A 20,897-nucleotide genomic window follows, 5' to 3' on the forward strand; every position below is an offset into this window, starting at 1 on the left:
CTACACCATTATTATACTAGGGAGGTGATCTCTTGACGCATATACTTGTGGTGGATGATGAACAGCCCATTTTAGAACTGATAAAGAATGGGCTTAGAAAAGATGGTTATTTGATAACAGCCTGCCAAACTGCCGCTGATGTAGATATGCAGAAACTCCATTTATACGACATTATCCTTTTAGATGTGATGATGCCGGGAGTGGATGGCTTTGAATATTGTAAAAAAATCAGAAATATAGTTGATTGCCCTATTCTCTTTTTAACGGCAAAAACGCTGGAAGAAGATATACTATATGGTTTGGGGATAGGTGCTGATGATTATATTACAAAACCGTTTCGTATAGCGGAATTAAGGGCCAGAGTAAACGCGCATTTGCGTCGTGAACAGCGAGAACGACATTCCACCCTCACATTTGAGAGAATTAAATTTGACTTGGCAGCGAAAGAACTTTGGGTTGCGGGAAATCGAGTAACTTTGACGAAAAGTGAATATCTTATTTGTGAGTATCTTGCCCGAAATAAAGGTCAAGTGTTTACCAAAGAACAGATTTATGAAGCTGTTTTCGGTTTGGATGGTGATAGCGATAATTCTACCATTGCTACTCATATAAAAAATATTCGTGCCAAACTGGAAAAGCTAAATATTCAGCCAATTTCTACAGTTTGGGGGATTGGGTACAAATGGGAATGAAAAAATCACATACCGTAAAAGCATTATTCCATAGATTTGCTCTATCGCTCGTTGTACTATTGGGCGTTGCTATTTTAGTTCCTATTCTGCTGCAAACAACCGCTGTCAATATGGGGATAGCCACAAGAGCTAATCAAAGTGAGCTACAAGTAAGAGAGATTATTCCGACACTGACGGTTGCACCTGATGTAACCAAAGTGGTATTGCCGCAGGGGTGCCGTTATCTAATTTTAGACAAGAACTTTAACGAGTTATACAGCAATATGGCCGCTGACGAAAAGGAAGATGCACTATCTTATGCAAAAGGAGAATATATCAATCAAGGGAGCAAGCGGCAATATGTCCTTGTTGTTAGGGATAATGAATTGTGCGTTTTGCAATACTTTATAGGCTCACAGTTTACTGTTTCGTGGCTGCCTGATTTTTTTCCATCCCCAGATACCCTTATGCTGGTTTTGATTGTTGTTAATTCCTTGCTGGTTATTACTCTTTTAACAGCAAGGTTCGCAAAGATATTTCGCAAACAACTTCGCCCACTTATGGAAGCTACAAAAGAAATTTCTGAGCAAAATCTCGATTTTGATGTGGGGCATTCAAACATCAAAGAATTTGAGGATGTCCTATGTTCTTTTTCTTCCATGAAAGACAATTTGAAATCGTCTTTGGAAAAGCAATGGAACGCGGAAAAATTACAGAGGGAACAGATTGCAGCACTTGCCCATGATCTGAAAACACCCCTGACAGTAATTCAGGGAAATGCTGACCTTATCAGCGAAACAGAGCTGAATAAAGAACAGCGTTTATATGTTGAATATATTAGCAGCAGTTCCGAACAGATGCGGTTATATATTCGGACATTGATTGATATTTCACGGGCAGCGACCGGCTATCAGCTCCACATGGAGGATATTGATCTGCCTGCCTATGTGGAACAGTTACGGGGGCAGATTGATGCTCTGTGCCAGACGAAAAAAATCGGATTGCAGGTGGAAATAGAACACTTACCTGCCGTCCTGCCTGCGGATAAATTACTGCTGGAACGGGCAATTATGAATATAGTAAATAATGCGTTGGATTATTCTCCGCAGGACAGCCCCATTTTAATCTCAATGACGGGTGACAAAGGAAGTCTGACAATTTCGGTAACAGATGCAGGCCCCGGCTTTTCACAGGAAGATTTGCTGCACGCAGAGGAACAGTTTTACATGGCAGACCGCAGCCGTAGTTCTAACCTACACTTTGGAATGGGGCTGTTTATTACAAAATCCATTGTCCAACAGCATGGCGGTCAGCTTATTTTGAGCAATTCCGAAAAAACTGGCGGCGCACAGGTCACAATCTCAATTCCATATTGACCTTATGGGCGGCTTTGAGCCGCCCTTTTTTCAAATCTTTATGAAATCTTCAAAATTATACTTTACGATGACCATGTAAGAAATCATCTACCGGGCAATGGTAAAGAAACATCTGAAAAACTTTTTTTGGGGGGGTGATAACATGGAAAATTAGCCGTACTGGATTTAAAAGATTCCGGCAGGCAGATCGGTGAAAAGCTGTTTACCCTGCTTTCTGCCAGACAAAAGAAGGAACTGGCTCAGTTTGTTCGTGACTATGAGGCTGGCAATATTCCGGCTGATGTCCCATGCACAACACTCCTTCGAGGGCAGTATTTTATCCCTCCGCAGACAGATCAGCCATTGACAGAAATCCGGGAAGGTGATTTATATTTCTGCTTGGAGCAGCGCCTTGTCACTGTGCGGGGCCAGGTAATTCCGCTGACGGTCAAGGAATTTGAAATCTTTGCTTTGCTCATACTGAACCCAAAGCGAGTGTTCACTTATGAAATGCTCCTGGAGCTGGTATGGCACGAGGACTATTCTTACTATTCCCGGAAAGCGATCAACAACCATGTAAGCAACCTGCGAAAGAAAATTAGGATTGCCCCCGACTTGCCGGAATATGTGAAAAGCGTTTATGGAATAGGCTATAAATTCGATATATGAAAAAGGAAGGGGCTGTCGGTTAATACCGAATTTTAACCCCTGACATGCAATGAAGAGACAATCCCAGAGAATTCGGACTTTTTTAGGATCTGAATTCTCTGCCGGATTGTCTCTTCCTTTTTCTCCCTTGTATTTTAGGGCGCAAAAATCCCTTGTTTGGATTTTGGGGAGCACTCCTTCGGCTAAGCTGTTTTCTGCTCCTTTTTCCCTTCGTATTTCTCGATTTCATGGTGTAAGAACCGGTGGTATTTCAAGATGTTCCGACCGATTGCATACAGCATGAACTCTTTATATACTTTTTCCTCTGAGCGGTAATGAAAACGCCGGAAGTTTTCATTCTCTTTGATATCTCCAAAGTGCCCCTCTGTCTGGATCGATCGTGTCTGCCGTTTCAGGATCCCTTCTTCACTCTGGATATTCGCATTGGATTCCTCCCGCAGCGCTTCCCACCGTTCGTTGATCTTCATGACCTTATTCCGGTCCGGATTCTTTTGGGCATTGTATCTGTAAAGACAGGATTTATGCTCACAGCCGCTGCAGTCCGCACAGCCGTATACTTCCACCGTCTGGGTATAGCCGTCCATCTCTTTGCTTTCCGTCCGGATATGGCGCAGTTCCCTTCCATCATGGCAGATGTAATAATGCTCATCTTCAAAGACTGCGTATGTCATGCTGGTATACTTCCCGATGTCCTCTTTGTATGCCCGTGTCTTCCGTTTCTCATGGTCCTGGAGTTTGATGAAGCTTTTGATCTCATTCTCTTTCAGATACAGCAGGTTCTTCTCACTGCAGTAGCCGCTGTCTGCTGTCACCGCCTCCAGCGTATCTCCAAACGCATTCCGGTGCTTTTCTAAAACCGGGATCAGCGTATGATAGTCTGTCCGGTCATTGCTCACATACCCGTGGACAATGAAGTAATTCTCTACTGCGATCTGGACATTGTATGCCGGTTTTAACTGCCCGTTCATCATATGGTCTTCTTTCATCCGCATGAAGGTTGCTTCCAGGTCTGTTTTGGAATAGCTGTTGCGGTCTTTCCCCATGATCTCAAAGCATTCCTTATATTCCATCAGGCGGGTCCCGCATTCTTCCAGTTCCTCGTAGAGTTTCTGGATCTCTGGTTTATGCTTCCCTTTCCCGTAGACGAATCCGATCCCTTCTCCCTGCGCGATCCGCATCAGGTTCTTCTGCAGCTTCAGGATCTCAAGCGGGGAACAATGGTCGATCTCGATGATCGTGTTATTGGGGAGCTTCTTATGCTTTGTCAGCTTTCGTTTCCTGTTTTCTTCGATGACCTTCCGGACTTTGGCCATTCCTTCGATCACAAACATATGGGCTTCTCCCAGATCGTATTTGGGGCCATACGCATGCTCCGACAAAAAGGCATTATACTTTGCGTAAAGGGCGTCAATCGTATCCAGCAGACCGGCAAGATGATAGTTGAGGCTGCCCCGCCAGACGAACGTGTACCGGTTTGCGTTCGCTTCGATCTTTGTCCCATCGATATACAGCTCTTTCAGCGTGATAAGGCCTTCCTTTTCCAGACGGCGCATGAACTGGTAATTCAATTCATCCAGGACTTCTCCCGTCAGCTTTTTCCCTTTAAAATCGTAAAAAACATCCCGCTGAGGCTTCTGCCCTTTGGTCAGCCAGAGAAAGGCAAGATCTCTCTGGCATAAGTCTACAATACGGTCAACAGCCCTGACCCCGCGCATGTTTGCGTAGGTAACAACAGCATACAGCATGATTGGGTTAAACCCGGTTCTTCCCTTATCTGAATAACAGGCCAGCAGGCCTGAAAAATCTAATTCCTCCATCACGTTTTTCAGGGTATAGACTGGATCGTCGTCGGGTAAACTCAATTCGAAGAAACTGAAGTTCATTTTCTGTTGCCCAAAGTCAAAAAAATCGTTATAATAATCTTGTTTTAGCATAGTTCCATTATAACATGGAACGGAGAGAAAGATGGTTGTCGTTAGCCATCTTTTTCTCTTTTTAGCGGATAAATTCAGGGGCAGATGTGAATTCGTATGAAATCACACCTGCCCCTGTGTAGGGCTATCTATTTCCCGACAGCCCCTTCCTTTTGAAGATTTTTTAGCGTCCGTAGGACGCGTGGCCGTCACCGAAGGTGGCGATCTTGGGGGCTTGGGGGTTATCCCTCAACAAGCATTTTGGCCGGATTGCTCCGGCCAAAATCGCAAAACATGTATATGTTTGCATTGCTTGCCGATTTGTGCTAATTCGTTTGAACCAACTATTATATAGTTTCTATTGACAAAGAAGAATATAACTGCTATACTGATAACATCGTTATTAGTAACAACGTTATCAGACTGATAGAAAGGAGGAATCTTATGTCTTTGCCAGATCACAGCATAGACCCCAAAATTTTAGAGAGTGCAAAAATAGAATTTCTATCTAAAGGCTATGTAGACGCTTCTCTAAGAGAAATCTGTAAAAATGCCGGTGTAACTACAGGCGCACTGTATAAACGGTTTTCAGGAAAAGAATCACTTTTTAAAGCCGTCTTAGCTCCTACACTCCAAGACCTAAATGCTATTTATTCAGATGTAGAGAATTTCGATTATGAGAAGCTCAATCTTAACGAAATGCAAACCGTTTGGAATATGTCTGAAGAAACACTCAGTAAGTTTATGGATTTTCTTTACTCTCATTATGATGGCTTTAAGTTGCTTTTATGCCGTTCGGAAGGCTCTATGTACTCTAATTTTCTAAATGATTTTGTTGACGAACACACAAAAAAGACGATGTGCTTTATGGAAATTGCATTTCAAAAAGGAATTGCACCAGAGTGTATAGACCAAAATGAAGTTCATATGTTATTAACAGCATTTTGGTCTACAATGTTTGAACCTATTGTGCACGATCTTAATAAGGAACAGGCTATGTATCATTGTAAGGCAGTTTCTAAGTTTTTTAACTGGCAGGCCGTGTTTGGATTTTAGACTTGGTTCTTGCATGAATCAAGTCTTTATTCCGATTCATAGGTTAGCTTCAACTAATTAGGAGGATTCATCATGGAAACGAAAAAAACAAAAAAAAGGAATAGTGAGCGTATGAATGTGCGGGATTATATCACCACAGCCATAATGTTTGTTTTGATGTTCATTGTCTTTTCAGCAGTAGGAACACCAGTAGGAATGTCTGTAGTAGGAAATTTATTTGTTTTTGCTGTTTGTGCAATTCTTTGGGGAACGATTTATTTATTATTGTATACAAAGGTAAATAAAAAAGGGGTTCCCCTTCTGTTTGGTATGATACTGGCTGTTTTAATGCTTATGAATTTTTGGGCGGTGTCTTTAGTTTTAGCAATAGGAGCCATACTTGCAGAATTTGTTTGGAGAAAATTAGATCGCCGCAAATTTTCTACCATGTTGATTTGCTTTACTATTGAAACTGTCTTTTGGTATTTAGCAATGACATTACCGCTTATCTTTTTGAAAGACCTTTACCTTGCTGCCGTTCCTGCTTATGCTGATTTGTATGGGGCAGTATTCAATCTCGTTATTGGACCTATGTTTTTTGTTGGACTTGCGGCCACTATTTTAGGTTGTGTCATAGGTGCTTTTCTCGGAAAAGTATTACTGAAAAAACATTTTCTTAAAGCGGGGATTGTTTGATTATGGGAATAGGCATGAAAACCAAACGAGAAGATATTTATACAGCGCTTGATCCTCGTATGAAGCTGATATTGCTGATACTATTTACAACAGCCACTTATATTTCCCGAAGCACATGGGTTTTACTGTGGGATTACCTTTTAATTGTGGGGTTATATCTTGCCCGCCATTTATGGAAAGGAGCATGGAAAACCAGTATATTGTTTGGAAGTTTTTTGGTATTAGAACTTCTAATCAGCTATATTCCACATGAGGGAACCAAAGCAGCATTGGGCTTAATTATATTTTTTCTGGAGCGTACTTCCATTTTCTTTGTAATGGGAAACTGGATGGCAACAAAGCTCCGTATTAGTGACTTCTCAACAGCATTACAAAATATGCACTTTCCAAAGGGAGCAATTATAACATTGGCTGTTGTGTTTCGTTATTTACCAACCGTAAGCGATGAATTTCGCTCCATAAAAAACACTATGAAGTTAAGAGGCATTGGGTTGAACTTTAAAAATATAATATTACACCCAATTAAGACTGGCGAATATGCAATCGTTCCACTCATTATTAGAAGCATGAAAATTGCTGATGAACTTGCGGCTTCTGCTATGACAAGAGGATTGGATTTAGAAACCAAAAGAACCTCTTATCGGGAAATTCGTTTGAAAGCAAAAGATTTTATGGCTGCTGGTATCATTGTAGTGGCTGTAATTGGAGGAATTGCTGTTAATTCTATTCTCCAGAAAGGGGGAATTTGAATGATTCGTATTGAAGATGTTTCCTTTCGCTATTCAAATTCAAAAGACGACGCACTGGAACACATAACCTTACATATTCACAGGGGCGAGTTTGTTGTTTTGTTGGGAAGTTCCGGTTGTGGAAAAACAACCATAACACGCCTTATTAACCGCCTTGTTCCAGAATTTTTTGAAGGAGAATTGGAAGGAAAAATTTATATAGACGGTCAAGATACTTCTGATATGGATATACAAGATCTGGCTGGTATCGTTGGCTCCGTATTTCAAGACCCGCGATCTCAATTTTTTGCTACAGATACAACCGCAGAAATTGCTTTTTCTTGTGAAAATGTAGGTTTACCAAGAGAAGAATTATGCTGTCGTATCGAAAGAGCAGCAAATGATTTGCAAATTACAAGATTATTAGAAAGAAGCATTTTTGAACTTTCCAGCGGTGAAAAGCAATCTATCGCTATTGCTTCGGTTTATGCGTTATCTCCTAAAATCCTTGTTTTAGATGAACCGTCTGCGAATTTAGATTCAGCAGCAACTCAACATCTTATGAAGATATTAGATTCTTTAAAAAAGCAAGGATATACGATTGTAATTTCAGAACATCGTGTGCATTATCTTAAAGATATTGCTGATCGAGCAATACTGATTGAAAATGGGAAGATAAAAAAAGAAATTCGTGGAGAGGATTTTCGCAATCTTTCTAACAAAGAAGCAAATGCAATGGGATTACGCAGTATCAATTTGCTATCTGTTTCTCCACGAAGTGTTGACTATCACACGGGAGAAAACCAAATTGAACTGAAAAATATTTCGTATTATTACGGTAAAAGTGACGAGCCACTAAGAAATATAACTTTTTCAGCCGATAAAGGTGCTGTTATAGGTATTATCGGAAATAACGGAGTTGGAAAAAGTACCTTGCTGGAAATTACTTGTGGCTTAAAAAAAGAAATGTCGGGTAATTTTCTTATCAATGGAAAACCAGTTAATCCTAAAATAAGAAACCGTGATACTTTTCTTGTTATGCAAAACAGTGATTATCAATTATTCACGGAAAGCGTTGAAAAAGAATTATATCTTGGAAACACCGAAAATGAGCTTCTCCGTGAAAAAGGAATATCCTTATTGAAGCGAATGGGACTTTCTAATTATTTACAGCAGCACCCCGCTTCTCTTTCGGGAGGTCAAAAACAACGATTGTGTATTGCCGTTGCTTGTATGAAAAATACAGATGTTATTTGTTTTGACGAACCTACCAGCGGGCTTGATTACATAAGCATGAAGAATGTATCTTCTCTGCTTCACGAACTATCACAGGAAGGGAAAACTCTTTTAGTAACTTCTCACGACTATGAATTTCTGATGTCAACCTGTACACATATATGTTACTTGAACGCAGGGAAAGTGGAGGATTATTTTGAGGTAAGCAGAAAAACTGCACCTAAAATATATCAAATTTTGTTTCAGAAGGAGGAAAAGAGATGAAAGACAAAGGTATGCTTGGAAGTATCTTTTCTTATGCCAAACCGTGTAAAGGGAAATTAACCTTATCCGTCATTTGTGCCTTAATCTCTGTGGCAGGCGGCATTATTCCCTTTGTGGCAGCTTATCGTATTATTATTATGTTTTTTGATAATTCCGTTACCGCAGAAGATATTTTCTTTTGGGGAGGTATTTGTATTGCTGGATTTATCGTAAAAGTATTGTTCCATGCAATTTCAACGACTTTATCTCATATTTCAGCTTACACTATTTTGGAGCTTATGAGAAAACGTGTCGCTGAAAAGCTATTAAAAGCTCCTTTAGGAGTAACACAAAATATCAATGCCGGAAAAGTTAAAAACATTGTCGTAGATCAAATTGAAAATATTGAAATACCCTTGGCTCATGTTATACCGGAAGGCTCTGCTGCTCTTGTGTTGCCATTAGCAGTATTTGTCTATTTGTGTATGATTGATTTTCGTCTTGCTCTTGCCTCATTGATTACCATTCCCCTTGCAATGATTCCTTATGGAATGATGTTAGGTGGTTACAATAAAACATACCAAAAATACATGGAATCCAATGAGCACATGAATAATGTCGTTGTAGAATATGTAGAAGGAATTGAAGTAGTCAAGGCTTTTAATCAATCTACTTCATCATACGAAAAATATCGTAAAGCAGTTGAATCCTTTAAAGAAACAACTCTTAACTGGTATAAATCTACATGGAAATTTACAACATTGGGAGCAGTAATTCTTCCTACAACACTTTTGGGAGTATTACCTATTGGAACTTTAATGTATCTTTCTGGCGCAACTACCCTGCCTAAAATTACAATGGCCATGCTCCTTTCTATGGGGCTTGTAAGTAGTTTGGGAAGATTCATTTTGTTTTTTAATCAGCTAAAATCTATTCAGTATTCAATCAATACTGTTAATAAAACCTTCGATATTGGTGAATTGCCTTTAGCGTCCAAAGAAAAAACTATATCCCAACACGATATATATATGGAACATGTGTCATTTTCTTATACAGGGAAAGAAGATGTAATCCATGATGTTAGTATAAAAATTCCCGAAAAATCCTTTTATGCTCTCGTTGGACCTTCAGGGGGAGGAAAATCTACCCTTGCTCGTTTAGTAGCTCGTTTTTGGGATACAACAGAAGGAAATATTTCAATCGGTGGTGTAAATATAAAAGATATTCCATTAACACAGCTTGCCGACGAAGTAAGTTTTGTAACCCAAGATAACTTTTTATTTAATAGTTCGATTATGGAAAATATACGCTTGGGAAATCCAAAAGCTACTGATGCAGAGGTATTAGAAGCAGCCCGAAAAGCTCAATGTGATGAATTTATCAATAAGCTGGAACATGGGTATCAATCTACCGCTGGTGAAGCTGGCGACAAACTGTCCGGTGGTGAACGCCAAAGAATTGCGATTGCAAGAGCAATTTTGAAAAATGCTCCTATCATTATTCTTGATGAAGCAACATCTTTTACAGACCCAGAAAACGAAGCTAAAATTCAGGAAGCTATTGCTGAATTAACAAAAGGAAAAACTTTGCTGGTAATCGCACATAGGCTTTCCACAATAAAAAATGCAGACAAAATTTTGCTTGTGGAAAATGGGAAGATCATACAAAGCGGAACACATGAAGAATTATTGAAAAACAGTAATCTTTATAAGGATATGTGGCAGGCTCATATCGGTGCTAAAAAATGGTCCGTAAATGTAAGCGAGGAGGTGTTGGCATGATTCGTATTTTAAAACGACTTTTCTGTATGATGGCACAATATAAAAAGCGTTTGTATCTTGGAATCGTATTGTCCATGATAAATAACTTTCTTGGAATTGTTCCTATCGTATGTGGGGTTTGGGTAATCAAAACGATTTTAGATGATATAAATGGGAATACTGTTTTAAATCAAAATTTTGTTTTTATGCTTATAGGAATTATCGTTGGCACAATTCTTCTCCGTTGGTTACTTGCTTATATAAGAGCAACGAAGCAAGATAGTATCGCCCACGAAGTTACAAGTACCGAACGCTTAAAAATTGGAGATATTCTAAAACGTGTTTCTCTTGGCTTTTTACAGCGTAAAAATATGGGGGAACTGACAACCGCAATCACAACAGATTTGGCTTTTTTTGAAATGCAAGCCATGAATGTAATTAACAATATTGTAGACAGTTACATATTCTTGCTGATAACGATTGTTTTTCTGCTGTTCTTTTCGCCTGCACTTGGGATTTCAGCTTTAATTGCTGTAATTATATCTTCTATTGGCTTACAGCTTATTGAACATCAAAGCCGTAAAAATTCTCCTATTCGCCAGGAAAGTATTAACGAAATGGCCGATGAAATTGTTCAATATGTAAGAGGTATGGCCGTGGTAAAATCTTTCAAACAGGAAGGTGTCGCTTCGGAGGGGCTTTATCGAGCCTACAAAAAATCAAAGGACATCAATATCCGTATGGAGAAAAATTTTGCTCCTTGTGACGCGCTTCATCGCTTTGGTCTTTATATGGGGACAAGTGCAATTACCATTTTAACCGCGTTAATGGCACTACACGGAACGATGGAACTTCCCATGGCGCTCATGTTGATCGTTTACAGTTATGTTATGTTTAACACAATCGAGGCAGCAAATACTTCTCTGCATATTTTGGAAATGTTGGACACTGTTGCCGAAAAGCTACAAAGTATTGATAATGCTGAATTTATCGACAAAGACGGAAAAGATATTTCAATCAATCACTTTGATATTGAATTTAAGGACGTTTCTTTCGGTTATGACAGTCGTGAAGTATTAAATCATGTTTCATTTACCATTCCAGAAAATACGACGACTGCAATCGTTGGACCCTCTGGCAGCGGTAAAACCACTATTTGTAGCCTTTTAGCAAGATTTTATGATGTAAAAAAAGGTTCTATAATCGTTGGCGGACGGAATGTAAAGGATTTTACCTGTGATTCGCTTTTAAAAAATATAAGCATGGTATTTCAGAATGTTTACCTTTTCCACGATACCATACGCAATAATATTCTTTTTGGCGCACCCACTGCAACAGAAGAAGAAATGATTGCCGCAGCAAAAGCTGCGAGGTGTCACGACTTTATTATGGCGCTTCCCGATGGCTATGATACCTTGATTGGAGAAGGTGGCTCCACCCTTTCTGGCGGTGAAAAGCAAAGAATATCTATCGCCCGTGCAATATTAAAAAATGCACCTATTGTTATTTTAGACGAAGCAACGGCCAGTGTTGACCCTGAAAATGAACATCTTATCCAGCAAGCGATAAGTAATCTCACTCATGGGAAAACAATTATTGTCATTGCTCACAGACTTGCCACCATTGAAAATGCCGATCAAATATTAGTTGTAGATGAAGGCAGAATTACTCAACGTGGTACGCACAAACAATTATCTGTTCAGGAAGGCATTTATAAACGATTTATCAATATAAGAGAAAAAGCCGAAGGGTGGTCTATTGGATAATTAGCAGAAAGGAGTCATCATTTTATGGAAACAAAATGGACAGGAAAAGGATTTGGAATCACAGTTGGATTTTCATTGATTTACTTTGTAATTACTATGCTTGTAATGATGTCGGGTTCTTTTACCCCGCTTACATGGATTTTTATGACTGCATTGATCGGATTACTGGCCGGAGTTCCTTATATATATATTACCGCAAGAGAACAGATTTTCGGTGTTCCCATTATAATGAACCTAATCGTTGGTCTTATTTACTTCATTGCAGGAGAGTTATCAAATTTGGTTATTGTTACTTTGATTGCAAGTGCAATATTAGCCGAAATTATCAGGAAGTTAAGCGGATATAAAAGTTTAAAAGGCAATCTATGCAGTTATATTCTATTTGTATTTGGTATGTCCGGTTCACCTATCTATATTTGGGCTTTCCGTGATTATACCATTAGTAAGGCTACGGAAGAAATGTCGGCAGAGTACGCTGCGTCTATGGACGCAATGGCAACTCCTTTTATGTTGGTTATTATGATTATAGCTACAATTATTTTAGCTGTAATAGGTGGTTTAATTGGTAAAGCTATATTGAAAAAGAAACTTTCCACTGTTGGAGTAAAATAGTATATCTTGTAACAATATAATTCTTTAAAAAAGGGGGTATGCTACTTGTCCTTAACTTCATCAATGGAAGATTATTTAAAAGCAATTTTAGTGCTTCACCAGCGACATGGTAACGCCCGCTGTGTAGATGTTGCGGACTATTTAGGGGTTAGCAAGCCTTCTGTAAGTCGGGCGGTCAAGGAGCTTTCTAAATCCGGTCATATTATCAAAAAAGACGGTACTCTTTATTTGACGCAGCAAGGCCGACAATATGCCGAGCAAATATGTGAACGGTATCAATTCTTCACAGCAAGGCTTGTGGACGCCGGAGTAGACCGTAAAACTGCGGAGCATGACGCTTGTAATATTGAGCACGCCATAAGTGCAGAGGCTTTTCAAAAGCTAAAGGATTCTTTAGGGGAAAAATAAGGAGGTTCAGATGAAACTTCACGAATCTGGAGAAGATTATCTGGAAGCAATCTTTGTTCTGCAGCAGAAAAGAGGAATGGTTCGATCTGTTGATGTGTCGCAGCATCTGGGTGTGAAAAAGCCCAGTGTATGCCACGCGGTTTCTATTTTGGAGCGAGGCGGCCTCCTGGTTAAAGATGAGGACCATTTCCTTCACTTAACTGAAAAAGGCCGGGAGACGGCTGAGGCAATCTATGAAAGGCACTGCTATTTTAAAAACTGGCTGATTGAGGCAGGTGTGGAGGATGCCACAGCGGAACAGGAAGCCTGCAGGATCGAGCATGACATCAGTGAGCAGAGCTTCCAGAAATTGAAGAGATGGAAGGAGCTGGGACATTCTGAAGAAACAAATGGTGATTGAATTTCCAGAGGAGCGGCTGCCGGAGATCTGCAGCTTCAAGAGAAAACTCCAGACTTTGGAAGGTGTAAAAATCTACATGGAGCCGCAGCAGATCCGATATCCGGGATTTTTTCTGGATATGCTCCAACGTAAGGTTATGGTGGAGGAAAAAGAGGTGCCTCTGACTGCCAGGGAATTTGACATCCTTGCAGTCATGGCCCGGCATCCGGGACGTGTGTATACCTATGCTCAGATTTGCCACCTGATCTATGGGGAAACGGATGTCGGGGAAGAAATGTACAGTAGTGCCTACTGTCTGATCAGCAGCCTGCGGAAGAAGCTGGAGAAGGAACCACGGCACCCCCGGTATCTTGATACCGTATATGGTGTCGGGTATCGGTTTGAGATTGCATAATATAATAATCGTTATAGCCATCAAGGGGCGCTGTTTTTTACACAGCGTCCCTTGAGTGCATTCTGCGGAGCCTAGCGGACTCCGATGCGTTTCAGAGCGGACGCTGTGCGGAGCATAACGGACGCCCTGAAACACTTGCTATTATAAATTAGTTCCTGGGCTGGATCACTACGGTATAGTGCTTCGTTGCCCGTTTCAGTATCGCATTGGCTGATACCTCGTCATTGAGGATCATCGATGCCCAGCTGTTCGGCTCTCTCTGAGAGCATACAATCGTGCACCTTGACAATTCACTGCGTTTTTCCATGACTTCAAAGAGAACTTTGATCTCGCGTTCATCTGTTATGGTGTGAAGCAGGAAATCATCCAGTATCAGCAGATCCAGCTTCAAGTAGAAGCGTACCTTCTTCTGATATTTCGAATAGTCAGCCTGTTTCAGGGCAACCATCGTTTCAAGGAATTCTTCACAGTGGTGATACATTGCTCTGTAATTCAGGCAGGCCTGTATTCCAAGTGCTTTGGCCAGATACGATTTTCCGCTGTCGGAGGGGCCGAGAATACAGACGTTGAGACCTTCACGGATAAAATCCAGCGATGACAGCGTAGCGTTGATATCGGAAGGCAGGTAGACCCTTTCTGTAGAATCTTTACACTTATCCAATGATTGAGGCCCTCCTGCAAGATGCGCCCGTTTCAGTCTGTTCTGAAATCTCTGCGATGTTTTGTTCTGGTATTCCGGTCCGATCACCTGCTCTAGCAATGACACGGCATCCAACTCATCAAAGGATTTCGAGTGATACAGCGAATCAAGCGAAGCGGCCATACATCCAAGCTTCAGTTCATTGAGCTCATCTACAAGTTCATTGATTCGATCAAGCTTCTTCATCGCGCACCTCCCCGGCAAGTTTACTGCTCTTGGAAAGAAGCCGGTCAATGTCCCCGGCATGCGGGCTCATGACAAACGCCCCTTTGTTACGTTCTTCGTTGAGCTTTGTATTGAAACCGGCACTTCCGATTTCTTCAGCAACGGCAGCAATTGAATTCTTGATAAAGGAATACGAGATATGATTCGTATCAATTGCCAGCTTGCAGCAATCTTCCAAAGCAAGCTTGCTGTACTTCTTTGTGTAGTTGAGGATACCTATACACAGGCGGTACGTCTGAACTTCATGTTCACGGCTTCTCAGTATGTGTTCTATGACTTTGACCGTATTCGGACCTACTGTCATGGCTTTCCTGGTAAAATAAGTGGCATTCCATTCTGACATCTGTTTGTAGCTTTCGGGCAGATGTGCAGGATCTGTCAGCCATTCACCCCTGCGGGAAGCCCTTCGCCAGCTGACGATGAGTTTGCCTTTCATGGAATAGATATTAACTGTTGTTGCAGAGGCAGCAATCAGAACACTCTTGTGCAGATATGCTTTATCCACACTGTAATAAGCATTATCGAAGCGCACATGAAAATCCGCAGATACTTTTGCAGTCCGTCTTTCCATGTATTCGTAGGGGACAGCCGGAAGAGGAAGCAGCTCACTGCGTTCTTCCAGCCATTGATCGTATCTGCTGTAATCCTTCTTTTTGAAGTTTTCATGGTTCAAAGCATCCAGTTTCTCCCAGAGATCTTTGTTGAATTGCTCCAGAGAAAAGTAGCGGTTTTCTTCTAAATCATGGAAAAAGCCTTTTTCAAGAATACCTACAGCATTTTCCACACTGCTTTTCCACTTCGGTTTACGGACTTTGGCTGGCAGTATCACGGTGTGGTTATGTCTGAACTTCCAAAAAAATTGACACTCAATAAATTGGCGCTCATTGGGGAAGCTGAAAAAAGCCTGTAAAATCAAGGAAAATCCCATTTTTCACTTGTATTTTTTGGAAAAATATGGCATGATACAAGAGAGGCAATTAACCCTCAAATATTAAACGGATGGAGTGCCATATGTACCTGGACTGTACGATAAAGATACCTGATTCAAACGGGAAAATCACGAAGAAGACAATCAAGGGAACGACGTATATCTATTATGAATACGCGCGGATTTATCTGAAAGATAAGAAGTATAACACACCGAGACGGATATGTATCGGCAAGCAGATTCCGGGCCAGCCTGCACTCATGTTGCCGAATGACAAGTTCTTAAAGATATTTCCACAGGAAATCCTGCCGGAAGAGAAACAGGGATACCGAAGTGGCTGCCTTCGTATTGGGGCTTATATTGTGATTCGGAAGGTCATATCTGACTACAGATTGGATCTGATGCTTGCAAGAATCGTTGGAAAGGATGCGGGGCTGTTTCTGGATCTGGCTGCCTATACAATCATTACCGAAGGAAATGCCGCCCAGTATTATCCGGATTATGCTTTCAACCATCCATTGATGACAGAGGATATGCGTATATACAGTGATTCGAAAGTGTCCGATTTTCTTAGCCGGACTACGACAGACCAACGGATTCTGTTTTTGAATGAATGGAACGAGAAGAGAGATCATAGGGAAAGGATCTATATTTCTTACGATTCCACAAACAAAAACAGCCAGGCCGGCGACATCGATCTGGTAGAGTTTGGCCATCCAAAAGATGACCAGGGGAAAGAAATCTTTAATTATTCCATTGCCTATGACCGGAATAATAGAGAGCCTTTGTTCTACGAGTCTTATCCCGGAAGCATTGTAGACATATCCCAGCTTCAGTATACGCTTGGCAAAGCGAAGGGATATGGGTACAGACGGGTTGGGTTTATTCTGGACCGGGGATATTTTAGCAAGGAAAATATCCGGTTCATGGATGATAATGGATATGATTTCGTTATCATGGCCAAGGGGATGAAAAAACTGGTCAGCGATATCATACTGGAGCGAAGAGGACGTTTCGAGGATGATCGGAAAAACAGTATCCGCGCCTACAAAGTCAGTGGCACAACTGTTCGGCGGAAACTATATGCAGATGATGAAAAAGAGAGGTATTTCCATATTTATTATAGTGACAGCAAAAGGCAGTCTGAGCGGGAAAAATTTGAAGATAAAATTGACCAGATGGGAAAGAAACTAAAAGACTGTATGGGGCTGCCAGTTCGTCTGAGAGGAGATTTTATTAAATATTTCGATCTGGTGTACTGGCATGAAGGCCTGGAAGATGAGAAGTTCATGTCCGGAATCGAAAAGACAGAAATAATCAACCGGGAGATACAGCTTTGTGGTTATTTTGTGATTGTGACTTCGGATAAGATGACAGCAGAGGAAGCGCTGACGCTGTATAAGAGCAGGGATGGATCGGAGAAACTTTTCCGGGGAGATAAATCGTATCTCGGGGCGCGGAGTGAGCGGGTTTACTCTAATGAGTCAATGGATACAAAGATATTTATAGAGTTTGTAGCCACGATTATCCGAAGTAAGATATATACCTGTCTGAAAGACGAAATGGACCGACAGGAACATAGGAGAAATTTCATGACAGTGCCTGCAGCCATAAAGGAACTGGAAAAGATAGAGATGCTAAAAGGTGCTGATAATGAATACCGTTTGGATTATGCAGTTACTGCCAGACAAAAAGAGATCCTGAAAGCTTTCGGCCTTACAGCATCTAATGTACAGAAACAGGCGGCTGCAATCAGTTCAGATCTGGCAAGGATTGAGGTTGAGGAGTTTGAAAAAGCAGCAAACGAACAAATGAAAACACTGTGATATGGGAGGGCAGGAAGATGGCGAGACGGGTTGTGACATTAGAAGAAAAGATAGAGAAAGCTCAGATCAATGTGGCCGAAACAAAAGTGAAATACGATAAGGCAGTTGATGAATTGGAAAAGCTTCTGACGAAACGGAAGGAGCGGGATAACAAGCAGCTCCTGGAAGCATTCTCAAAAAGCGAGAAAACCCTTGCAGAAGTCATTGAATTCCTGCAAGGGAATAGGCCGTCAGAAGATTGAGTGTTACATAACAATTGGACAGGGGAAGAAAAAGCATGATGACACTAACGCAGTATAAAAAAGTAATTAAATCTTTAACCAGAGATGAATTAGAAGCGCATTTATTTGAAATGTTCAAATCTTCTAAAGTTTTCAAGGATATCGAAAGCAGTTGTTGGAGCGTGGAATCCAATGATGAATTGATAGCCAGTCTGCAGAAACGATTAGAAAAGGTTTTCTGGAAGGAACAGTTTTCTTTGAGTGAATGCAAAGGTGTGCTGAACGACTACCTAAGCAGAACTGTAGATGAAGGAACGAAGGCTCTGATGCACCTTGCTTTCGCTGCCGAAGCCGCAGAACTTAGTGCAGTATACGGTGACTATGGGGAAAGATTTTACAACAGCCTTGAATCCTCAGCTGAAAAATTTTTGAATTATGCGAAACTGCATCCGGATTTCTTCAGCCTCCACGAAACAGAATTCGAAAACCTCATATCTACTGCCGATCCTCTGGGGTATGGCGTATCAGATGATCTGGGATATATGATGGAAAACGTTCGCATAGAACTCGGGTATTATGATGATCCAGATGGGGACAAGTGATGACTGCAATTAGCGTTGAGGGTTAAAAAACTCAGGAAGTTAAGGTTATGATCAGCCCATGCAGCATAATCCTTATTCAAATCCGGATCGATCCAGTCTTTATTGGCGGAAACTGCCTGTTTACAATTATCACAAACAACAATCGTAGGCACGCCGCCAAAATAGGCAAGAGCGTGGTTATTGACCTCAATCCATTGCGGTTCACAGGAAGATACCATCCCTTCTGCATAGATGTACTGCGAATAGGGCAGAACAGCTACAAATACAACAATGGTCGTAATCTCGCCAGTAAGTTTATCGATCAACTCAAAGGTTTTACCTGCAAAATCAACTTCCATCTTCTGACCGATTACAGCCTGGATATGCAGGGTTTCACAGTTCTCTCTGCACCAGCGACCATACAGTTCACAGAACTGTCGATACTGGTATGGCTTTGCCGCTTTTGCTATACAGTCTTTCTGGTAGCGGCTCCACAAGTAAACGAGCGTCATGTTCTTCCGCTCATTCATCTGTTTAAAGATAGTTGGGAAATCGGGTTGTTCATAACTGTCATTCCGTCTGTTGGTACCTGGGTCATGGCCGTATACCAGCTCGTAGATTGCATAATTCGTGATCCCTTCCGGAAGCGGATACGACAGCTTCTCACACCTTTCAAAAGCGCGGATGAAGTCGTTGATTCCGGATTTGCTTGCACTGAATTCTTCAGCCAGTTCCTTGTAGCTCAGGCCCAGTGCGTACCGTTTGATAATGATGCTCTTGTAATCTAACATAAGGCATCCTCCTTAAATGATTCGTACCATTTTCCAATGGCCTTAATCATTATAAGGTACCCTCAGATTTCAATATCTACAGGTTAAGTCCGCTCGCTCCGCATCGCGTCCGTTTTGCTCCGCAAAACCGTCTGTTTGAGCCCGCTGATTGCACTTGAGTTCTTCATAAGATATTTACTACAGTTTCTATTATGAGAATGGTATGGTCGAGCCATGATAACCATCCACATGAAGCGGGAGGACTGTAGCTCCGGCTTCTATTTTTTTGATCTGCACGTCATGAGATAATCCCAGGACAGCGCAGCCACACGAAACCTTTTCAATGACTGACTGGCCCGATGCCAGGTCAACGATTGCATGGCCGTTCATTGTTCCAATCCGTGTATTTCCATTCAAGCTCAGAATACGGGAGTTGTCCTGCATGGTATGGATCTGGCTATCCCTATATACATGACGAATAAGTGAAATATCTTTCATCTTATGGACAACTGCATTCTCGCACAAATTAGTGATCATAGCATGGTCATCCAGGCATTGGATTTGAGCGTTTCCCTGAACATTCTTAATGAAAGAGTTTCCTGTGATGACCTCTGCCTGAGCGTGATCCTCTATGGTATCTATGACAGAATCAAAACAGTAGATTTCTGCATCTCCACATACGCTTTCCACCTCACAGTGATATAAGATATGTTTACCGCTGCTGATCAGCTTGATTGTCTCATTTGCCCGCAGGTATTTCTTCTGCCAATCTTTCAGTGCGGCGATTAACCGTTGCTGGATAGGTTTGTTCTTCCATAAAGGTCTGTCCAGCCAGGAATCGGGGGTGAACATAGAAAAGTTCATTTCCTCCTGCTTCGGGCTGATCCACCATTTCCAACAATATGGATGCAATCTAAAAATAATGGGATAGGTGCCGTCCTTAATATATCCGGCATCGGCTGAAGATGCCAGAATATCCTGTACCCCTTTATCCCCTCTTGCTGTTGCGTAACCTTCATTTTCAAATAATACAATACTAAATTCTAAATCCATTCTTTTCTCCTTTTTTGTGGGTGTTCCTCCGGAAATTTAATTCAATCCTCATCTCCTGCTTTCAGGCATAAAAAAAGAGAATGATGCGGATGCTCATTCTCAAACTTCGTACAGAGATCTCTGCAAAATAAAAAGCCAGAAGGTACTGCCCTGGTGGCAGAATATCCCTCTGACTGATTACAAACCTAAACAGCATATCCTTTTCCGGATAAACACAATTAATGATTACAGAATAAGTATATTACTATATCTGGTATATGTCAAATTATATTGCAACAAAATATAGGAATATTTCTGCTTTTTCAATAAAAGTTGCTATCTGCATATCCCATACGTATGAAATAAGTAACAGAGCCATATGAAGCGTTAAGGAAAGATATAGTATTGAACAAACAGAAAATCATCCACTCTGCGAAAATGCAGCCCTATTATTCTTATGAAAAGTAAAAATACAGGAGGAAATTACTATGGTAAAGAAAAAAGGCGTTTTATGTTATGACCGGGAGTCTGGGAGGTATGACATCTATTTTGGAAACGGGAGCTATTACGGTGGCCTGCATTGTGGGGACTGCTTTGATGTGGAGATGGATGGAGACTGGGTGCCAGTCCGGATTGAAATGGATGACGACTGGTATCTTGTGGGAGTTCCGAAGATCCGGCTGGACGGCCTGACGGTCCGGGCAGATTGGTACGAGTAATCTTGTCAG

The 20,897-nt window shown here is 41.2% G+C and carries 22 protein-coding genes; 17 read left to right on the forward strand and 5 right to left on the reverse strand.

Annotated elements, in window-relative coordinates; translation table 11 throughout:
• The first annotated feature begins 32 nt into the window (after positions 1–32).
• The 3 genes from JMF81_RS04265 (at position 33) to JMF81_RS16635 (ending at position 2,695) form a co-directional block, all read left to right on the forward strand.
• Positions 33–692: a response regulator transcription factor gene (locus JMF81_RS04265; protein ID WP_201310219.1), complete on the forward strand. Its 660-nt coding sequence runs from the start codon at positions 33–35 to the stop codon at positions 690–692.
• Entirely contained in the window at positions 683–2,047 is a 1,365-nt protein-coding gene (locus tag JMF81_RS04270) for a sensor histidine kinase (protein ID WP_201310220.1), read from the forward strand. Before JMF81_RS04265 ends, JMF81_RS04270 begins: the two co-directional genes overlap by 10 nt.
• Positions 2,048–2,446: 399 nt before the next feature.
• Positions 2,447–2,695, forward strand: a complete 249-nt coding sequence (locus tag JMF81_RS16635; protein WP_330611466.1) for a winged helix-turn-helix domain-containing protein — start codon at positions 2,447–2,449, stop codon at positions 2,693–2,695.
• A gap of 182 nt (positions 2,696–2,877) precedes the next feature.
• Here the strand turns inward: JMF81_RS16635 and JMF81_RS04280 are convergent, their stop codons facing one another.
• Positions 2,878–4,629, reverse strand: coding sequence for an IS1182 family transposase (locus JMF81_RS04280; RefSeq protein ID WP_201310221.1), 1,752 nt, complete (start codon positions 4,627–4,629; stop codon positions 2,878–2,880).
• A gap of 423 nt (positions 4,630–5,052) precedes the next feature.
• On the opposite strand from JMF81_RS04280, the gene JMF81_RS04285 reads away from it, so the two are divergent.
• From JMF81_RS04285 to JMF81_RS04330, 10 genes are all read left to right on the forward strand, one after another.
• Positions 5,053–5,664: a TetR/AcrR family transcriptional regulator gene (locus JMF81_RS04285; RefSeq protein WP_201310222.1), complete on the forward strand. Its 612-nt coding sequence runs from the start codon at positions 5,053–5,055 to the stop codon at positions 5,662–5,664.
• Positions 5,665–5,736: 72 nt separating this feature from the next.
• Positions 5,737–6,339 carry an MptD family putative ECF transporter S component gene (locus JMF81_RS04290; RefSeq protein ID WP_201310223.1) on the forward strand — a complete coding sequence of 201 codons (603 nt, stop codon included), beginning with the start codon at positions 5,737–5,739 and terminating at the stop codon, positions 6,337–6,339.
• Positions 6,340–6,341: 2 nt separating this feature from the next.
• The gene (locus tag JMF81_RS04295) at positions 6,342–7,088 is read left to right on the forward strand and encodes an energy-coupling factor transporter transmembrane component T family protein (RefSeq protein ID WP_201310224.1); all 747 of its coding nucleotides are present in this window, start codon (positions 6,342–6,344) and stop codon (positions 7,086–7,088) included.
• On the forward strand, positions 7,089–8,567 hold the full coding sequence (locus JMF81_RS04300) for an ABC transporter ATP-binding protein (protein ID WP_201310225.1): 1,479 nt from the start codon (positions 7,089–7,091) through the stop codon (positions 8,565–8,567).
• A complete protein-coding gene (locus JMF81_RS04305) occupies positions 8,564–10,327 on the forward strand; it encodes an ABC transporter ATP-binding protein (RefSeq protein WP_201310226.1) in 1,764 nt (587 codons plus the stop codon). Before JMF81_RS04300 ends, JMF81_RS04305 begins: the two co-directional genes overlap by 4 nt.
• The gene (locus JMF81_RS04310; RefSeq protein ID WP_201310227.1) at positions 10,324–12,072 is read left to right on the forward strand and encodes an ABC transporter ATP-binding protein; all 1,749 of its coding nucleotides are present in this window, start codon (positions 10,324–10,326) and stop codon (positions 12,070–12,072) included. Before JMF81_RS04305 ends, JMF81_RS04310 begins: the two co-directional genes overlap by 4 nt.
• 24 nt (positions 12,073–12,096) lie before the next feature.
• Positions 12,097–12,684, forward strand: a complete 588-nt coding sequence (locus JMF81_RS04315; RefSeq protein WP_201310228.1) for an MptD family putative ECF transporter S component — start codon at positions 12,097–12,099, stop codon at positions 12,682–12,684.
• A gap of 45 nt (positions 12,685–12,729) precedes the next feature.
• Entirely contained in the window at positions 12,730–13,092 is a 363-nt protein-coding gene (locus JMF81_RS04320; protein ID WP_243282535.1) for a metal-dependent transcriptional regulator, read from the forward strand.
• A gap of 10 nt (positions 13,093–13,102) precedes the next feature.
• Positions 13,103–13,492 (forward strand): metal-dependent transcriptional regulator, encoded by a 390-nt coding sequence (locus JMF81_RS04325; protein WP_201310229.1) that lies wholly within the window; start codon positions 13,103–13,105, stop codon positions 13,490–13,492.
• Positions 13,482–13,886: a winged helix-turn-helix domain-containing protein gene (locus JMF81_RS04330; RefSeq protein WP_015573119.1), complete on the forward strand. Its 405-nt coding sequence runs from the start codon at positions 13,482–13,484 to the stop codon at positions 13,884–13,886. Before JMF81_RS04325 ends, JMF81_RS04330 begins: the two co-directional genes overlap by 11 nt.
• A gap of 148 nt (positions 13,887–14,034) precedes the next feature.
• On the opposite strand, the gene JMF81_RS04335 is transcribed toward JMF81_RS04330, so the two are convergent.
• Together JMF81_RS04335 and JMF81_RS04340 are read right to left on the reverse strand one after the other, a co-directional pair.
• Positions 14,035–14,772, reverse strand: coding sequence for an ATP-binding protein (locus tag JMF81_RS04335; protein ID WP_087173043.1), 738 nt, complete (start codon positions 14,770–14,772; stop codon positions 14,035–14,037).
• Positions 14,759–15,595 carry a Mu transposase domain-containing protein gene (locus tag JMF81_RS04340; protein ID WP_118445387.1) on the reverse strand — a complete coding sequence of 279 codons (837 nt, stop codon included), beginning with the start codon at positions 15,593–15,595 and terminating at the stop codon, positions 14,759–14,761. The genes JMF81_RS04335 and JMF81_RS04340 overlap by 14 nt, the downstream gene beginning before the upstream one ends.
• Positions 15,596–15,822: 227 nt before the next feature.
• On the opposite strand from JMF81_RS04340, the gene JMF81_RS04345 reads away from it, so the two are divergent.
• The 3 genes from JMF81_RS04345 to JMF81_RS04355 are packed head-to-tail and all read left to right on the forward strand — an operon-like array spanning position 15,823 to position 18,388.
• Complete coding sequence (locus JMF81_RS04345; protein WP_087177758.1) at positions 15,823–17,565, forward strand: IS1634 family transposase; 1,743 nt, start codon at positions 15,823–15,825, stop codon at positions 17,563–17,565.
• A 17-nt stretch (positions 17,566–17,582) separates the two neighbouring features.
• Positions 17,583–17,807, forward strand: a complete 225-nt coding sequence (locus tag JMF81_RS04350; RefSeq protein WP_162611184.1) for a hypothetical protein — start codon at positions 17,583–17,585, stop codon at positions 17,805–17,807.
• Positions 17,808–17,842: 35 nt separating this feature from the next.
• Complete coding sequence (locus JMF81_RS04355; RefSeq protein WP_087177672.1) at positions 17,843–18,388, forward strand: hypothetical protein; 546 nt, start codon at positions 17,843–17,845, stop codon at positions 18,386–18,388.
• Here the strand turns inward: JMF81_RS04355 and JMF81_RS04360 are convergent.
• Positions 18,361–19,158, reverse strand: coding sequence for a DDE-type integrase/transposase/recombinase (locus JMF81_RS04360; protein WP_201310230.1), 798 nt, complete (start codon positions 19,156–19,158; stop codon positions 18,361–18,363). The genes JMF81_RS04355 and JMF81_RS04360 overlap by 28 nt on opposite strands.
• A gap of 189 nt (positions 19,159–19,347) precedes the next feature.
• Positions 19,348–20,190: a hypothetical protein gene (locus tag JMF81_RS04365; protein WP_201310231.1), complete on the reverse strand. Its 843-nt coding sequence runs from the start codon at positions 20,188–20,190 to the stop codon at positions 19,348–19,350.
• Positions 20,191–20,657: 467 nt separating this feature from the next.
• On the opposite strand from JMF81_RS04365, the gene JMF81_RS04370 reads away from it, so the two are divergent.
• Positions 20,658–20,888, forward strand: a complete 231-nt coding sequence (locus JMF81_RS04370) for a DUF5348 domain-containing protein (RefSeq protein ID WP_087162982.1) — start codon at positions 20,658–20,660, stop codon at positions 20,886–20,888.
• The last annotated feature ends 9 nt before the right edge of the window (positions 20,889–20,897 follow it).

Source organism: Anaerostipes butyraticus (genome assembly GCF_016586355.1).
Lineage (GTDB): Bacteria > Bacillota > Clostridia > Lachnospirales > Lachnospiraceae > Anaerostipes > Anaerostipes butyraticus.

Coding starts and splice junctions, on each gene's coding strand:
- JMF81_RS04345 (WP_087177758.1), top strand. CDS start 15,823: ATGTACCTGGACTGTACGATAAAGATACCTGATTCAAACGGGAAAATC.
- JMF81_RS04285 (WP_201310222.1), top strand. CDS start 5,053: ATGTCTTTGCCAGATCACAGCATAGACCCCAAAATTTTAGAGAGTGCA.
- JMF81_RS04350 (WP_162611184.1), top strand. CDS start 17,583: ATGGCGAGACGGGTTGTGACATTAGAAGAAAAGATAGAGAAAGCTCAG.
- JMF81_RS04300 (WP_201310225.1), top strand. CDS start 7,089: ATGATTCGTATTGAAGATGTTTCCTTTCGCTATTCAAATTCAAAAGAC.
- JMF81_RS04280 (WP_201310221.1), bottom strand. CDS start 4,629: ATGCTAAAACAAGATTATTATAACGATTTTTTTGACTTTGGGCAACAG.
- JMF81_RS04360 (WP_201310230.1), bottom strand. CDS start 19,158: ATGTTAGATTACAAGAGCATCATTATCAAACGGTACGCACTGGGCCTG.
- JMF81_RS04270 (WP_201310220.1), top strand. CDS start 683: ATGGGAATGAAAAAATCACATACCGTAAAAGCATTATTCCATAGATTT.
- JMF81_RS04310 (WP_201310227.1), top strand. CDS start 10,324: ATGATTCGTATTTTAAAACGACTTTTCTGTATGATGGCACAATATAAA.
- JMF81_RS04365 (WP_201310231.1), bottom strand. CDS start 20,190: ATGGATTTAGAATTTAGTATTGTATTATTTGAAAATGAAGGTTACGCA.
- JMF81_RS04335 (WP_087173043.1), bottom strand. CDS start 14,772: ATGAAGAAGCTTGATCGAATCAATGAACTTGTAGATGAGCTCAATGAA.
- JMF81_RS04325 (WP_201310229.1), top strand. CDS start 13,103: ATGAAACTTCACGAATCTGGAGAAGATTATCTGGAAGCAATCTTTGTT.
- JMF81_RS04370 (WP_087162982.1), top strand. CDS start 20,658: ATGGTAAAGAAAAAAGGCGTTTTATGTTATGACCGGGAGTCTGGGAGG.
- JMF81_RS04290 (WP_201310223.1), top strand. CDS start 5,737: ATGGAAACGAAAAAAACAAAAAAAAGGAATAGTGAGCGTATGAATGTG.
- JMF81_RS04330 (WP_015573119.1), top strand. CDS start 13,482: ATGGTGATTGAATTTCCAGAGGAGCGGCTGCCGGAGATCTGCAGCTTC.
- JMF81_RS04355 (WP_087177672.1), top strand. CDS start 17,843: ATGATGACACTAACGCAGTATAAAAAAGTAATTAAATCTTTAACCAGA.
- JMF81_RS04295 (WP_201310224.1), top strand. CDS start 6,342: ATGGGAATAGGCATGAAAACCAAACGAGAAGATATTTATACAGCGCTT.
- JMF81_RS04305 (WP_201310226.1), top strand. CDS start 8,564: ATGAAAGACAAAGGTATGCTTGGAAGTATCTTTTCTTATGCCAAACCG.
- JMF81_RS04315 (WP_201310228.1), top strand. CDS start 12,097: ATGGAAACAAAATGGACAGGAAAAGGATTTGGAATCACAGTTGGATTT.